Genomic DNA, 13863 nt, shown 5'->3' with positions numbered 1-13863 from the left:
CTCATTGTATGACGGCGGGGATCCGTCGTCCCGCCGCATCGAAATAGAGCGGATGCTTCAGACGAAGTTCGACGTCCTCTCCGGCATCGACTGGCTGATGCGGATCGGCAAGCGTCACCAGCATCTTGCCCTTATACTCGAGGTGAACGTGATTCTGCTCACCGAGATGCTCGACCCGATGCACGCGGCCGACCAGTGTTCCGCCGTTCCTTTTCCCGATCTCCAGGTGCTCGGTGCGGATCCCGAGCATCTCCGTGCCATCAGGCATCGCCACATCAGGAACGAGGTGTGCGGGAAGAAAATTGATGGGCGGCGTGCCGAGCCTCGAGGCGACGTAGCTGTCGGCTGGATTTTCGTAGATCTCGCGCGGCGAGCCGAGCTGAAGCAGCTTGCCATCGCGGATCACGCCGATCCGGGATGCCATGGTCATCGCCTCGACCTGGTCATGGGTGACATAAAGGATGGTCGCCCCCAACTCGATCTGGATGCGCTTCAGCTCGAGCCTCAACTCGGCGCGCAGCTTGGCGTCCAGCGAGGATAGCGGCTCATCCATCAGATAGATCGCAGGGTCGCGCACCAGCGCGCGGCCAATCGCCACCCGCTGCATCTCCCCGCCGGACAGCCGCGTTGCGGAGTTTTTGAGCTTGCTCGATACGTGCAGGAGCTCGGCCGTCTGCTCGACGCGCTTCTTGATCAGGCGCTCCGGCACGCGCCGCGCCGGCGAGCGCAGCGGAAAGGCCAGATTATCGTATACTGAGAGATGGGGATACAGCGAGTATTGCTGGAACACGAAGGCGATGTCGCGCGTGCCCGGCGGATCGCGCGTCACGTCTTCGCCATCGATCAGCACCGAGCCTGAATCGGGCTGCTCAAGCCCGGCGATAAGTCGCAAGGTCGTGGTCTTGCCGGCGCCGCTGGGGCCGAGCAGCACCACGAACTCGCCGTCGTTCACCGAAAGAGAGAGGTCGCGCACGGCCTCCACGCTGCCGAAACGCTTGCTGATGTTTCGAAGCACGACGTCAGTCATGGGCGGTTGCTCCAAAGCTGGCCGTGCGAATGGCCGCCCCGCTCACCGCATCGAACAGCGCCAGGCGCTCGCAGCGGAAGTTGAGGCCGACCGCCTCGCCGATCGCGACCTTGAGGTGCGACGGCAGCCGCGCCGCCACGCGGCCGTAGGGCGTATCGACCGTGACAATCTGCGTCGTGCCCAGATATTCTGCGCCGAATACCCGCCCGCGCACCGGCGCATCCTCGGCAAAGCCGATGTGTTCGGGCCGCACGCCGAGCACGAGAGGGCCGGTGGCGCGCGCTTCGTGGATTTCGGGGACCGCGATACGAGTCGCATGGAAGTCTATCGCCTGATCACCTGACTTGAGCCCCGCATCGAACTTTAGGAAATTCATCGGCGGCGAGCCGATGAAGTCGGCCACGAACAGGCTTGCCGGCCGGTCATAGATTTCCTGCGGCGAGCCAATCTGCTCGATACGGCCGCGGTTCATGATCGCAATCGTGTCCGCCATCGACATCGCCTCGATCTGGTCATGCGTCACATAGATCGTGGTCGCGTTGATGCGATCATGCAGATCGCGCAGCTCGCTGCACATCAGATGGCGGAACTCGGCATCGAGTGCGCCTAGTGGCTCGTCCATCAGGAACGCCTTGGGCCGGCGGACTATCGCGCGCCCTAACGCCACGCGCTGCCGGTCGCCCCCGGAGAGCTTTGAGGTCCTGCTCGACAACAAATGCTCGATCCGCAACAGCCGCGCCGTCTCGGCCACGCGCTCGCGGATCTCGCGACGGCTCATGCTCGCGCATTTCAGGGGAAAGCCGATGTTTTGCGCGACGTTCATGTGCGGATACAGCGCGAATAGCTGGAAGACGAAAGCAATGTCGCGCGCTGCAGCCCGATGAAAGGTCACATCCTCGCCGTCAAGCAGGATGCGTCCCTCAGTCGGCAGCTCAAGCCCTGCGATCATGCGCAAGGTCGTGGTCTTGCCGCAGCCGGAGGGCCCCAACATCGCAAAGAAGGTGCCATCTGGAATCCTGAAGTTCGAGCCCTGCACGGCCGTGAACTGATCGAAGGATTTGCGCAAATTTTCGACGCGAATGTCGACCATCGCCCTACTCCGGAAAATGGCTGACCGCGACAAAGCTGAGCGTGCCGGCCAGAATCGTCACGAATGAATAGCTGTAGAGATCGATCGAGAACGGCTGCACCAGCATGATGATTCCGCCGGCGATCAGGGTCATGGCGAGTGCCTCCCAGGGCCCGCGCCGGAAGACGCGCGACAATCTGCTCTTGTTGACGTTTAAGGCCCTCATTTGCGCACCGCTCCGAAGGTAATTCCGCGCAACAGATGCTTGCGCAGCAGGACGGTGAACAGCACGATCGGCATCACGAACAGCGTCGTTGCGGCCGCGACCGCCGGCCAATCCTGGCCGCCCTCGCCGATAATAAAGGGAATGAAGGGCGGCATGGTCTGCGCCTCGCCGCTGGTGAGCAGCACGGCGAAGGCGTATTCGTTCCATGAGAAGATCAAGCAGAAGATCGCGGTCGCGGCAATTCCGGTCACCGCCTGCGGCAGCACCACCTTGCGCAGCGCCTGCAACCGCGTGTAGCCATCGACAAGGGCGGCTTCCTCATATTCGCGCGGGATCTCGTCGATGAACCCCTTGAGCAACCACACTGCAAGGGACACGTTCACGGCAGTGTAGAGCAGAATCATGCCGAGCCGGGTATCGGTGAGGTTGAGCTGCCGGTACATCAAATAGATCGGAATGGCGACCGCGACCGGCGGCATCATGCGCGTGGACAGGATGAAGAACAAAAGATCGTCGGCGAGGGGAATGCGGAAGCGTGAGAAGGCGTAGGCCGCGAGCGTTCCCAAGAACACGGCGAGAAAGGTCGAGCCGAAGCCGATGATGAGCGAGTTGATGAAGCGCGGCACCACTTTCGAGGGCCCCGCGATCACCATGTCATGCTGGCGCACCAGCTTGTCGTACCAGGTGGTCGGCGGCGGCAGCTTGGCGATGAAATCCGGCGTCTGGCGCGTACGCATGGTGAACAGGTTGACGTAGCCTTCCAGGGTTGGCTGGAAGAACACCTTTGGCGGATAGGCGATCGCATCGCTCTGCGACTTGAAGGCCGTTGCCACGATCCAGAGCAGCGGCAGGATCGAGATCACCGCATAGAGAATGACAATTGTGCCGGCGATCGCCTTCGCTCGCGGGCTGGCCTCGACGATGGAATGGGCGTTGGATTTGGCAATCGCACTCATCGTTGCTTCACCCGCTTGAGCGCCTTGACGTAGATGTTGGCTGCGCCGAACACCGTCACGAACAGAATGATGGCAAGCGCGGAAGAATAGCCGGTGCGCCATTTTTCGAACGCGGCGCGCTTGAGCGTGATCGACACCAGCTCGGTGGTAGAGCCCGGTCCGCCCGAGGTCAGGAGATTGACCATATCGAACATCTTGAAATTCTCGATCGCGCGGAAGAGCACCGCGAGCATCAAGAACGGCACCGTCATCGGCAGCGTGATCGACCAGAATTGCCGCCAAGATGAGGCGCGATCGACCTCGGCCGCCTCATAGATGTAGTCGGGGATCGAGCGCAGGCCGGCGAGGCAGATCAGCATCACATAAGGCGCCCACATCCAGGTATCGACCAAGACAATGGTCCAGGGCGCAAGCGCAACCTCCCCTGTCATGGAGAACGAGCTCGGCGGCAAGCCGGTGAAGAGGCTGACGAGGTAGTTGAACGGCCCGATCTGCGGCTGGAACAGCAGTGTCCAAAAATTGCCGACCACGGCTGGCGACAGCATCATCGGCAGCAGAATGATGGTGGTCCAGAAACTGTGGCTGCGAAACTGGCGGTTGATGAGCAGCGCGAGCCCAAAGCCGACCACCACCTGCAGCGCGACCGAGCAGATCACGAATTGCGCCGTCGTCTGCAGGCGAGCCCAGACGTCTTCGTCCGTCAGAATGTCCTGGAAATTGTCCAGCCCAACGAACCGCAGCGGCAGATAGGACATGCTGAGGTTGAGGCTGGTGAAGGACAGCCGAATCATCCAGATCAACGGAAAGATGTTGATGGCGAGTAGAAGTGCGATCGTCGGCGCGACGAACAGCCAGGCAATGGCGCGGTCCGACAGGCCGCGCGCTCGCCAAGTCTTGCCAGCCACGCCTGCGCGGCGCTTGCAAGGCTCGCCAATGCCCTCGATCGCGGCGTTCTCTGGGTGAATGATCGTGGTCATGCTCTCGTGCACCGGCTCGTTCCCGGCCTCCCCGGGGATCCGCCTCGGGGAGGCCGGTTCACACTGCGCTATTCCGAGGCGACCTTCTTGCCCTGCTCGCCAAAGACCTTGGTCCAGTCCTTGACCAACAGATCAAGCGCCTGCTGCGCGGTGCCCTTGTCGGCAACGACGTAGTCATGCACCCGCTTCTGCATGTCGAGCAGGAGCTGCGCGTAGGACGGCTCGGCCCAGAAGTCCTTCACGATCGCCATCGACTCCAGAAATTGCGGAGCAAATGGCGCACTCTTCGGGAAGTCGGTGGCATCGACCACCGCCTTCAGAGCCGAGTAGCCGCCGAGCTGCCACCACTTCTGCTGCACGGAAGGCTGCGCGAACCACTTGATGTAGGCGAGCGCGTCGTCCTTATGGTCAGAGGTCGCGACGACCGAGATGCCCTGCCCGCCCAGCTGGGTGAAGTGGGCTTTCGGACCGGCCGGATTGACAAAGAAGCCGATCTTTTCTCCGCCGACATTCGGATCCTTGTAGAGACCCGGGAAGAAGGCGAACCAGTTCATCTGCATCGCGACCTGCCCGGATTTGAAGGCGTCCAGGCCTTCCTGCATATAGGCATTTGTCAGGCCCGGCGCGGTGCAGCACCTATAGAGCTCCTTGTAGAACTCGAGTCCCTTCACCGCGTCGGGTGAATTGACGTAGCCCTGCATCTGGTACGGCTTCTTGGGATTGTCGTAAGCGAAGCCATAATTATAGAGGACGTTGGTCACGCCCATCGTGATGCCTTCTGAGCCGCGCTCGGTGAAGATGTAGGCGCCATAGACCTTCTTGCCGTCGATCTCGCGGCCCTGGAAGAATTCGGCGATCTGCTTTAGCTCCTCATAGGTCTTGGGCGGCGCCAGATCCCGGCCATATTTCGCCTTGAAGGCCGACTGAATTTCGGGACGCGAGAACCAGTCCTTGCGATAGGTCCAACCCACGGCATCCGCCATGGCGGGCAGCGCCCAGTAGTTCGGCGTGTTCTTCGGCCACTCCGAATAGCCGACCACGGTTGCCGGCACGAAGTCGTCCATGGAGATGTGCTCTTTATCGAAGAAATCGTTGAGCTTGACGTACCAGTTGTTTTCCGCGGCGCCGCCGATCCATTGGCTGTCGCCGATGATCAGGTCGCAAAGTTTGCCGTGCGAATTAAGCTCGTTCAGGAAGCGATCGGCATAGCTCGTCCAGGGCACGAACTCATATTTCATTTCGATGCCGGATTGCTTGGTGAAGTCCTTGCCCAGCTCAACCAACGCGCTGGCCGGATCCCACGCCGCCCAACATAGCGTGAGCTGCTTGCTCTCCGCCGCAGCCGGCTGGGTTGCGACAGCCGACAATGTGACACCCGCAAACAGAGCAAGCGCGCCGCCTGCCCACTTCGACGACTTTCTAGCCGCAGATTTTCGCATGTGCTTTCCTCTCCTGACGCGTTTTCCCCGCCAACTTCCGAACCGCCATTATCCGGAGCCGGCTGAAAGCATCGAAGCCCGAGCGGGCTGAGGCGAATTGGATCTAAGGAAAGCCAGCAATGCGCACTTCACGCGCGATCGCGATTGTCCTTGGGCCGCCTCCAGGCGCGATGTTCAGTTTAGTTTATTACTAAACATTCGACACCAATTCGGAAGTGTCGTCAAGGGAGAGTTTGAGACGACAACACGCGTTCGGACGACGGAAATGTGCCTGATATGCTGTCCTATCTTTGATCGCACGCTTGTTTGACGATCTAACGAGCTCCCGCATCTGGACGAGTCAGAAGTTTATCCGATGATTATTAATCACAGAAATAAACCTGGACTTGTCGTGGCGGTAGCGAGTTCCCACGTTCGCGTTGTGCGCTTCGTCAAGGACATCGTGTTGCCCACAGCGCCCTGTGCACGGCGCGCACCCGAAGCAGGCCCCTGACCACCCGCTTCCTTGAGGAAACGACAATCTCTGCGCGATCTGGGCGCTCCTTCCAGTTGGACCACGTGTCACTACGAGGCGATCGATCGCGCTTGTACGTAAGAGCCCGGCGCGGCTACTCCGACTTCCGGTGCCGGTACAGTGTTCGACGTGCGTGAATTCGGCGCTGTTGGGGACGGCAAAGCCATCGATTTGCCGGCGATCAATCGGACCATCGAGGCAACGGGCGGCATGGTCTATTTTTCCACCGGTCGCTACGTGTGCTACTCCCTTCGCCTGAAAAGCGCAGTTTCGCTTTATCTCGACCATGACAGCGTGATCGTAGCCGCTGGCACTCCGCGCGAAGGGACAAGGTCAGGCTATGATCCCGCGGAGTCGAACGCGCCTGGGAGGCGTTCCAGGACACAATAGCCTGATCTGTGAGTTCGTTTGCTCTCGACTATACGCGCCCGACCGAAAGCGTCACGATCGCCACCGGCGGCTGCCAGGTCGCCTCGCTCATCGACGGCAGCTTCAAGACCTTTCCCGATACTGTCGAGAACCACGATTGGCAGCGCATCGGCCGCATCAAGTGCGGCACGGGCTCGAACGGATTCCGGAACATCGCCATTGCAAATTGCGTCTTGCGTGGGCTCGCGCTTGAGACGATCCATGGCAGCCTCATAGAGGATATCACCGTGACGGGGACCATGCGCGACATCCGTAACGCGCCGCTGTTCCTGCGGCTCGGAGCGCGCCTGCGCGGTCCCACGGGCGTTCCGGTCGGCCCGGCCGTGTCGCTTAATGACGTTTCGGATTTCCGTACCCTCGCCAACCGCGGCCTGGCCGACGTGTCGATCAAAGCTCCGATCTCACACATGCGGCTCTGACACCGAACGTGGTATCTGAATCGTTCGGGGCTACGCCTACCTGAACTCTGGCATGTCGGGTTCCAACTAGGCGCGCTCGACGCGAGCCGCGTAGCAGCCAGGCGCCGCGAAATGCACGTGCAAGTATTCGGCATGGGGGGCGGCGAACAGTTTCTCGATGGCCTGTTCGAGCCCCCGACCATCCACCAGTTCAAAAGCCAGCATCATGCCCAGGCTATCGAAGGCGCGCACCGCCAGCATGCGTTTGCGCAGCTGCTCGGGCACTTCGCCAATTTCGTCGTAGGTCTCATCGCCCTTGCGGACGAAGATGGCAAAGCGCATGCGATACGGTGAGTCGACCGGTAGGTGCTCGTAATTGACGAGCAGCAGCTCGTCGCCTGGTTTGGAGTCGGTGAGGCTTACCCGGCAGGGATATCCGGGCTGGCGGTCATCGGCTATGCGGCGCACCACATGATGTTTCGCGAGTTCCTCGTCCGTCATCGCGAACAAGTGGTTGAAGTGTTCCCCTGGCAGTCCCTTGATGCGAAAGCTCATGATTATCTCCTCGTTCTCGCGCAGGCGATATTGGCGCCTCAGCCGCGAGATGCGACCCGTTTCCTGACGCGGGCCTTCACCAAAGCGTGACGGCTGTCTATTGCTGGCAGGGGTAGTTCGATCACGGCGGTTTCTGCGTGGGCGGGCATGTCCAGAGTGTCTGAGCTAAGCGGACGACTGGCGGAAAATCGACGCGCAGCGCGTTTCCGGCAGAAATGCCTCCCCTCTGAGGATCGGACTCAGTATCGAAGCTGAAGAAAGCTTGAGTGCGGATCGTAGAATTGCAATTTCTCCTATTGCAATTCTTCACTTTCCGTAGCGTCTTCCACTGAGCATCGTTGGCGACGTAGATCACCTCGTACCCGTTAGGCCCGACGCAGGGTCCGAGGATTGCGATGATCTTAACGGGCTGGTCACCGGAATTGAACGAGGCGTGCACAACGTCAGCCGGAACGCCGGCGGAGTCACCAGGATTGAGGATACGCTTCTCGCGATCGATCCTTTGCTCGACCTGTCCGGCAACGAAGAGCACCGCCACTTCTTGACCAGGATGCTTGTGGAAATTGTCCCTTGTCGGATCGAAGTTAGTCTCGCTTACGGTGAGTTGCTTGGCTCCCGTGCTGAGCGGATCGCTGAGCCGCCCACGCCTTAAAATGGCGACGCTGAAATCCACATATCCAAGCTCCGGGAAGCTACGAGTCGGCTTTGCTCAGGTAATGGCAGGGAGGCGCCTTTTTTATCCTGAAATCTCATAATCGGCCGGAATGTCGTTCCGCCATGTAGCGGCCTGGCGAGGTGCCAAGCGCTTTCCGAAACATGGTCACGAAGCTGGGCACACTCTCGTAGCCGAGGCCGGCAGCGACCTGCTGGATCGAAGCACCGCCGGCCAACCACTTCACGGCAAGCATGACGCCGAGCTGCTGGCGCCAGCGGCCGAAGCTCATGCCTGTCTCCCGGCTTATCAGTCGCGCCAAGGTCCGCTCGCTCATGCCGGCCCGCTTCGCCCAGACGTCCAGCGGTCTCCGCTCCGCCGGCGAGGCCATCATCAGGTCGACGACTCTGCGCAGGCGGGCATCGGTCGGCATCGGCAGATGAAGATCCTCGACCTGTGCCGCCGCGAATTCGTCGAGAAGCACCGCCACCAGTCGCGAGTTTGCGCCGCCTTCCTCGTAGAAGAGTGGCAGGTTTGCCACGCGCATCAGAAGCTCGCGCAGGAGCGGTGTCACCGAGAGCGCGCAGCAGATCTCCGGCAGGCCTTGGCCGACATCTGGGTCGACGAAAGCGTTATAGCCCTCAAGTGCGCCGGTCGCCTTGACGGTATGCAGCGCCCCGCCGGGAATCCAGATGGCACTGCGGGGCGGCACGATCCACAGCCCACCTTCCACCTCGCAACTGAGCGCGCCGCGCTGCACCAGAATGATTTGGCCTTTCGCGTGGCGGTGGAGGTCCAGCTCGATCCCATCGAAATCGGTCGTTACGAAACCATAGGTCACGACCGGCCGGGGCACGCCGTCCGGATCGACCCAGTCTGTTGGTTCAGAAAGCTCATTCAGGATCGGCATGGGCCGCCTTAAGACGCGAATGTCGCTTGGCAAGATTGGATAACATTCTGTCCAGACTTCGTAATGACGCCAGCGCTGATTTTCCATATCCGATCGTTATGGACCAGTCGAGACCGCCATGGCGGCGTTGATCGGAAAAGGAAGCATCGTGAATACATTGAGTAGCGGGCCTGTCGGCCAAATCCTGAACAAGCTGCATCAGGACGCTGAAGCGGCGGATCGGGAGCGTCTCGGTGCGATCATGGCAGACATCGAGGCCTCCGGCGCGACACTGGAGCAAGCCGCCGCGGAGATGATCGCCGAGGAACGGATGGATTATCGGGCGATCTATCGCGGCTACGCCGACAATTTCCTCAACGTCTCGCAGGCCTATGGCCGCTTCCTCTATATGATCGCGCGCGCCTGCAAAGCGACCCGGATCGTCGAATTCGGCACATCGATGGGAATCTCGACGATCTATCTGGCCACCGCGCTCCGCGACAACGGAGGCGGGCATCTCATCGGCTCCGAGCTTGAGCCTACCAAGGTGGCGCGGGCGCGCGCAAACCTCGACGCCGCGGGCCTTGCCGATCTGGTAGATTATCCGCGAGGGCGACGCGCTTGAGACACTCAAAGATGTTGGCGGCGAAGTCGATTTGCTGCTGCTCGATGGCGCTTTCGCCCTTTACCTGCCGATCCTCAAGCTGATCGAACCTCGGCTGCAGCCTGGAGCAGTGGTGCTTGGGGAGAACGCCTTCGAGCCGGGATATCTAGACTATGTCCGCAATCCCGCGAACCGATATGTCTCGCAACCGCTCCCGCTCGACCAAGCTCGCGGCAACGAATTCACCATCGTCGCCCGGTGATGCTCGATGGATATGTCCGCATCAGCTGCGCCGAACGCACCGGGAAGGTTGAGCAGGGCCTTGGTGCGCATGTTCATGAAACATGCGACCGTCGCCGCATGTGAGACGATTGCCGAGCGGTTTCGGCTGATCACGCTGGAAGGCCCAGCGCTCGAGGCCTGCGCTTGGATACCCGGCCACAAGGTCCAGATAGCGATGGGCTCAGCGTTCGTCGCGCGAACATACACGCCGATAGAATGGCAGGCAGTTGCCAGCCGCACCCGCATCCTAGGCTATGCTCACGGCGACGGACCGGGAAGCGCATGGGTTCGCGGCCTCAAACCCGGCACCGGATGCTACGTCTTCGGGCCGCGCCGCTCGGTGGATGTGAGTGGCGTGACAGGCCCGCTTGCCATCCTTGGTGATGAGACCTCCATCGGGCTGGCGCACGCGCTCCTACACCAGGATCGGGCCCGAGCAGTGGTGTGTTGGTTCGAGGTTGATGATGTCGAGGCCAGCCGTCGCGTTACGGCGCATCTCGGACTTGATCATGCCGTGCTGTTCGGAAGGACAGAGGGCGACGCGCACCTCAAGGAGATGGAGGCGACGCTCCCTGCGCTTGTCGCCGCGGGCACGACCTTCGTGCTGACCGGGAAGGCCTCCACGATTCAGCGGCTCCGGCTGGCGCTGAAACGTCGGGCTGTCCCCGCTACGCGCATCGTTGCCAAGGCTTATTGGGCACCCGGAAAGCCCGGTCTCGATTGATCGTGGAGCACTTGGCTCGACGAGCATCTGCAATCGAGGTGCGGACGGCGGCTGTCTTGGTTAGGCCGGCTCTCAACCCTGCCAGGAAGACATTGGCAAGCACGGCGATCTCCGTGAACGGACACTCTCTCGGAGCCGGAGACAGGAATGCATTTGCTCGGATGCTGAGCCATCTCTTACCTCGAGCTAAACCGCACCGGCGCGTCTTACCTCGAGCTAAACCGCACCGGCGCGGTAATTAACTTGTTGGCGCCGGGCGGCGGTGCCGGAACGGGGGATGCGCGCTGGACAAGGGACAGCACTTCGCCGTCGAGCTCCGAAAATCCGGATGATCGCGCAAGGGCGACGGACAGGACGTTTCCCGCGTCATCGATGCGAAAACGCACGAAGACGATACCCGTCTCTCCTTTCTCGCGTGCAGCGGGAGGATAGCGCTTGCGCCGTTCCAGGTGAGCCATGAGCCGGGATTGCCACTCGGCGGGCGAAGCCGATCCGAAACCGAAGCTTGCGACAGTCTGGCGCGCAGCATTACGCTCAGACTGCTCTATCTGTGCACTCGCGGCGAAGGATGTTTCCGACGCCTGCTGCTGCTCCTGCCGCTTCTGCTTCTTAGGCTGCTTCTTTTCGGCTGTCCTCTTCTGCGGTTGGGATTTGGTAGCCCGGAGAGGCAGTTCGATCCTGGCGAGTTTGACCGTGGTTACCTGCTCGATTGGTAGCGTCACTTCGGCTGGTGGCTCGACGGTCTCCTGGTCAGGCGGAAGCTCCATCGTCTGCCCTACCGGGTCCACTTTTTCCTGAACGCGTTGCATTGCCTCGCTGACGGCTTCCGTGACGTCTTTTGTCCGATCAACGATCTGGTTCATGTCGGTATTAACGGCTTGTGGCTCCGCTGCCATCTCTATCATGATAGCCGGTGGTGGAGCCGGATCGGCGATTGTGACGGGCGGCTCACTCGTGGCCCAAATCAAGGCTCCTGCGTGCGCGATAAAAGCGACGAGCCCGGCTGCGCCCCAGAGTGCTGCTTCCAGAAGGCGGCGTGACCGGCTTATGGTGTGGACCCAGCCGGTCATTGGCGGGTAATCCGCGGCGAAGTCATCTGGTCAGTTGCGGACGCCCCTTGGTTATCGCTGGCACTACTCTCTTGTGTCGAAAGCGGCTGTGGCACAGTTTCGAGAGCAACGAGAGCGATGTGGAGATAACCGCCATCGCGCAGTCGATTCATCACAGCCATGAGGCTTTCGTACTCGACGGTTTCATCTGCGCGCACAAAGACACGCGTCTCCTTGTCGCGCTTGCTAACTGCGTCGATGGCCAGCTGTAAGCCTTCCTCCGTGACGGGCGTCTCGCCGAGGCTCAGCGTCCGATCGCGTTTCAGAGTCAGGTAAAGCGGCTTGTCGGGGCGCGCGATTGGCTGTGCCGTCGAGGCAAGCAAATCGACATGGATGTCGAGGGTTGCGAGAGGTGCCGCGACCATGAAGATGATGCGTAGAACCAGCATCACATCAATGAACGGCGTGACGTTAATCTCATGATTGACATCGAGATCGATGTCAGGGCCCTGGCGCATTCCGCGAACCATGGCGATCACTCCGCGGCTATCGCGGGTGCGGCGTGCCTTCCCGCGTCCGACGGCACAAAGCGGAAATCGAGGTCGCGGCTGACCAGGCGCTCGACGCAGGTCGCGGCATCCCTCAAGAGATGGCGATAGCCGGAGATGGATCTGGCGAATACATTATAGATGATGACGGCCGGGATCGCGGCAACCAGACCTGCTGCCGTGGTGAGCAATGCCTCAGCGATGCTAGGCGCGACGACGGCAAGGCTCGTAGTCTGGGCCTGGGAGATACCGATAAAGGCGTTCATGATTCCCCAGACGGTTCCGAACAGGCCAACGAAGGGCGCTGTCGCGCCTATCGTAGCAACCGCACCGGTACCTCCTGACATGCGACGGCTGAAGAATGCCTCGATGCGATCGAGACCGGAAGTGACACGTTCTTTCAGCCCGGCACCACCCGCGCAGGCAATGGCAGCATCGGAGAATTGTACTTCCTCTTGGGCGACGCGCAGCATCAACGCGGCGGGGCCGCCGCGCCCCATTGTCGCGGCGACGGCTTGGTCTAGCGTCTTTGATGTGCGAACGATCTCGATCGTGCGTTTGGTGCGCGCCCGCGCGCAGGTGAGTTCGACGAATTTGGCTAGCCAGATTGTCCAGGTCACAAGTGATGCGAAGGCAAGACTGATCATGACGCTCTTGACGATCGTATCGGCTCCTAAGAACATGCCCCAAAGCGATAGATCATGTGGTAGGTCGGCGCGCCGTGTTGGCGTCAACATCTGTCGCAGGGCTTCTGCGGGCTCGTCAAGAAACGTCGGCACCGCCTTCACATCGCCGCTGGCCGCTTGCTGCGATCGACCCGCCGTAGAGTGTCCTGTGCTGACGCCGGGGGTTTCAGCAGGCAACACTTGTGTTGATGCATGAACTGTCGCGGTTGGCGCTTGCACCGTCGGAGCCGCAGCGCTCTCTTTCCCTGTTTGCGTGAAAGCCTGCGCCGGCGGCGCCGTCTCAGTTCTCACCTCACTTTGATTGACCGTCGTCGGTGTTGACCTGGCGCCTGTACCCTCCTGCGCGCCGCTCGGCTGTGTGAGGACCGCAAGCGTGGCGAGCGCGCTGATGATATTTGATCGTGGGCGGCTTACGCAAATGCGGTGTGGATTGCTCCGTTCAACGAGGAAGATGCAAAGCATGACGTAGGGTCCTTCTTTCTAAGGGCCGTCGCATCGGTGACGATATCTATCGAGGTCGACGTCCACGGGACGGATGATGACCATCGGCAGGTATCGGACTGTTTCTGCGCCGCGGAGGGCGGATAATCCCGCCGTTGGAGTAGGCAATGCCTTCAGCGAGCGATCCTCCCATCGGGCCGCTGATCGTGAAGCGATCCATACGGCGCGCAAGAACATCATGAACGCCGAGTCCGCTGTGAAATCGATTTTCGCGCTCTCCGAACCTTATTTGATCGGCGATGGCATGTCCGCAACCTACCTCCGGATGCATGTGCAGCCGAATAGCTCCACGCAGAATTGTATCAGTTAGCACAGCTAAAGCGGAACGCTGCGCCGGC

16 protein-coding genes and 1 pseudogene are annotated in these 13863 nt (G+C 60.9%); 5 read left to right on the top strand and 12 right to left on the bottom strand.

Annotated features, from left to right (window positions below):
- Position 1 precedes the first annotated feature (1 nt).
- The 6 genes from F758_RS0131570 to F758_RS0131545 form a co-directional block, all read right to left on the bottom strand.
- Complete coding sequence (locus tag F758_RS0131570; RefSeq protein WP_024511645.1) at positions 2–1027, bottom strand: ABC transporter ATP-binding protein; 1026 nt, start codon at positions 1025–1027, stop codon at positions 2–4.
- Positions 1020–2117, bottom strand: coding sequence for an ABC transporter ATP-binding protein (locus F758_RS0131565; protein WP_024511644.1), 1098 nt, complete (start codon positions 2115–2117; stop codon positions 1020–1022). The genes F758_RS0131570 and F758_RS0131565 overlap by 8 nt, the downstream gene beginning before the upstream one ends.
- A 4-nt stretch (positions 2118–2121) precedes the next feature.
- On the bottom strand, positions 2122–2322 hold the full coding sequence (locus tag F758_RS0131560) for a hypothetical protein (protein WP_024511643.1): 201 nt from the start codon (positions 2320–2322) through the stop codon (positions 2122–2124).
- Entirely contained in the window at positions 2319–3278 is a 960-nt protein-coding gene (locus F758_RS0131555; RefSeq protein WP_024511642.1) for a carbohydrate ABC transporter permease, read from the bottom strand. Before F758_RS0131555 ends, F758_RS0131560 begins: the two co-directional genes overlap by 4 nt.
- Complete coding sequence (locus F758_RS0131550; protein ID WP_024511641.1) at positions 3275–4255, bottom strand: carbohydrate ABC transporter permease; 981 nt, start codon at positions 4253–4255, stop codon at positions 3275–3277. Before F758_RS0131550 ends, F758_RS0131555 begins: the two co-directional genes overlap by 4 nt.
- A gap of 68 nt (positions 4256–4323) precedes the next feature.
- A complete protein-coding gene (locus F758_RS0131545) occupies positions 4324–5694 on the bottom strand; it encodes an ABC transporter substrate-binding protein (RefSeq protein ID WP_035723667.1) in 1371 nt (456 codons plus the stop codon).
- Between the two features lie 634 nt (positions 5695–6328).
- Here F758_RS0131545 and F758_RS0131540 point away from each other — a divergent pair.
- Both F758_RS0131540 and F758_RS0131535 read left to right on the top strand, forming a co-directional pair.
- Entirely contained in the window at positions 6329–6598 is a 270-nt protein-coding gene (locus F758_RS0131540) for a glycosyl hydrolase family 28-related protein (RefSeq protein WP_024511639.1), read from the top strand.
- Between the two features lie 8 nt (positions 6599–6606).
- Positions 6607–7056 carry a glycoside hydrolase family protein gene (locus tag F758_RS0131535; protein ID WP_024511638.1) on the top strand — a complete coding sequence of 150 codons (450 nt, stop codon included), beginning with the start codon at positions 6607–6609 and terminating at the stop codon, positions 7054–7056.
- Between the two features lie 66 nt (positions 7057–7122).
- On the opposite strand, the gene F758_RS0131530 is transcribed toward F758_RS0131535, so the two are convergent.
- The 3 genes from F758_RS0131530 to F758_RS0131520 form a co-directional block, all read right to left on the bottom strand.
- On the bottom strand, positions 7123–7590 hold the full coding sequence (locus F758_RS0131530) for a DUF1203 domain-containing protein (protein ID WP_024511637.1): 468 nt from the start codon (positions 7588–7590) through the stop codon (positions 7123–7125).
- Positions 7591–7711: 121 nt separating this feature from the next.
- Positions 7712–8263, bottom strand: a complete 552-nt coding sequence (locus F758_RS0131525; RefSeq protein ID WP_024511636.1) for a cupin domain-containing protein — start codon at positions 8261–8263, stop codon at positions 7712–7714.
- A gap of 76 nt (positions 8264–8339) precedes the next feature.
- A complete protein-coding gene (locus tag F758_RS0131520; protein WP_024511635.1) occupies positions 8340–9152 on the bottom strand; it encodes an AraC family transcriptional regulator in 813 nt (270 codons plus the stop codon).
- A gap of 148 nt (positions 9153–9300) precedes the next feature.
- Between F758_RS0131520 and F758_RS44870 the strand changes: the two are divergent.
- Positions 9301–9997, top strand: a pseudogene (locus tag F758_RS44870) (O-methyltransferase).
- 75 nt (positions 9998–10072) lie between these two features.
- The gene (locus F758_RS0131510; RefSeq protein ID WP_245286637.1) at positions 10073–10741 is read left to right on the top strand and encodes a siderophore-interacting protein; all 669 of its coding nucleotides are present in this window, start codon (positions 10073–10075) and stop codon (positions 10739–10741) included.
- Between the two features lie 206 nt (positions 10742–10947).
- Here the strand turns inward: F758_RS0131510 and F758_RS0131505 are convergent, their stop codons facing one another.
- The 3 genes from F758_RS0131505 to exbB are packed head-to-tail and all read right to left on the bottom strand — an operon-like array spanning position 10948 to position 13075.
- Positions 10948–11811: an energy transducer TonB gene (locus F758_RS0131505; RefSeq protein WP_024511633.1), complete on the bottom strand. Its 864-nt coding sequence runs from the start codon at positions 11809–11811 to the stop codon at positions 10948–10950.
- Entirely contained in the window at positions 11808–12320 is a 513-nt protein-coding gene (gene exbD, locus F758_RS0131500; protein WP_024511632.1) for a TonB system transport protein ExbD, read from the bottom strand. Before exbD ends, F758_RS0131505 begins: the two co-directional genes overlap by 4 nt.
- Positions 12321–12325: 5 nt before the next feature.
- Positions 12326–13075: a tonB-system energizer ExbB gene (gene exbB, locus F758_RS0131495; RefSeq protein WP_502689194.1), complete on the bottom strand. Its 750-nt coding sequence runs from the start codon at positions 13073–13075 to the stop codon at positions 12326–12328.
- A 484-nt stretch (positions 13076–13559) separates the two neighbouring features.
- Here exbB and F758_RS51030 point away from each other — a divergent pair, with 484 nt between their 5' ends.
- Positions 13560–13835 (top strand): hypothetical protein, encoded by a 276-nt coding sequence (locus tag F758_RS51030; protein ID WP_024511630.1) that lies wholly within the window; start codon positions 13560–13562, stop codon positions 13833–13835.
- The last annotated feature ends 28 nt before the right edge of the window (positions 13836–13863 follow it).

This window comes from Bradyrhizobium sp. ARR65, from assembly GCF_000472385.1.
GTDB lineage: Bacteria > Pseudomonadota > Alphaproteobacteria > Rhizobiales > Xanthobacteraceae > Bradyrhizobium.
The sequence above is the reverse complement of the archived record's forward strand: the minus strand, read 5'-3'. Positions and strand labels throughout refer to the sequence as shown.

Bases quoted from the DNA above. Each gene is read 5' to 3' on its own strand.
- F758_RS0131520 (WP_024511635.1), bottom strand. From the start codon at position 9,152: ATGCCGATCCTGAATGAGCTTTCTGAACCAACAGACTGGGTCGATCCG.
- F758_RS0131570 (WP_024511645.1), bottom strand. From the start codon at position 1,027: ATGACTGACGTCGTGCTTCGAAACATCAGCAAGCGTTTCGGCAGCGTG.
- F758_RS0131530 (WP_024511637.1), bottom strand. From the start codon at position 7,590: ATGAGCTTTCGCATCAAGGGACTGCCAGGGGAACACTTCAACCACTTG.
- F758_RS0131510 (WP_245286637.1), top strand. From the start codon at position 10,073: ATGAAACATGCGACCGTCGCCGCATGTGAGACGATTGCCGAGCGGTTT.
- F758_RS0131560 (WP_024511643.1), bottom strand. From the start codon at position 2,322: ATGAGGGCCTTAAACGTCAACAAGAGCAGATTGTCGCGCGTCTTCCGG.
- exbB (WP_502689194.1), bottom strand. From the start codon at position 13,075: ATGTTGACGCCAACACGGCGCGCCGACCTACCACATGATCTATCGCTT.
- F758_RS0131550 (WP_024511641.1), bottom strand. From the start codon at position 4,255: ATGACCACGATCATTCACCCAGAGAACGCCGCGATCGAGGGCATTGGC.
- F758_RS0131565 (WP_024511644.1), bottom strand. From the start codon at position 2,117: ATGGTCGACATTCGCGTCGAAAATTTGCGCAAATCCTTCGATCAGTTC.
- F758_RS0131545 (WP_035723667.1), bottom strand. From the start codon at position 5,694: ATGCGAAAATCTGCGGCTAGAAAGTCGTCGAAGTGGGCAGGCGGCGCG.
- F758_RS0131505 (WP_024511633.1), bottom strand. From the start codon at position 11,811: ATGACCGGCTGGGTCCACACCATAAGCCGGTCACGCCGCCTTCTGGAA.
- exbD (WP_024511632.1), bottom strand. From the start codon at position 12,320: ATGGTTCGCGGAATGCGCCAGGGCCCTGACATCGATCTCGATGTCAAT.
- F758_RS0131555 (WP_024511642.1), bottom strand. From the start codon at position 3,278: ATGAGTGCGATTGCCAAATCCAACGCCCATTCCATCGTCGAGGCCAGC.
- F758_RS51030 (WP_024511630.1), top strand. From the start codon at position 13,560: ATGATGACCATCGGCAGGTATCGGACTGTTTCTGCGCCGCGGAGGGCG.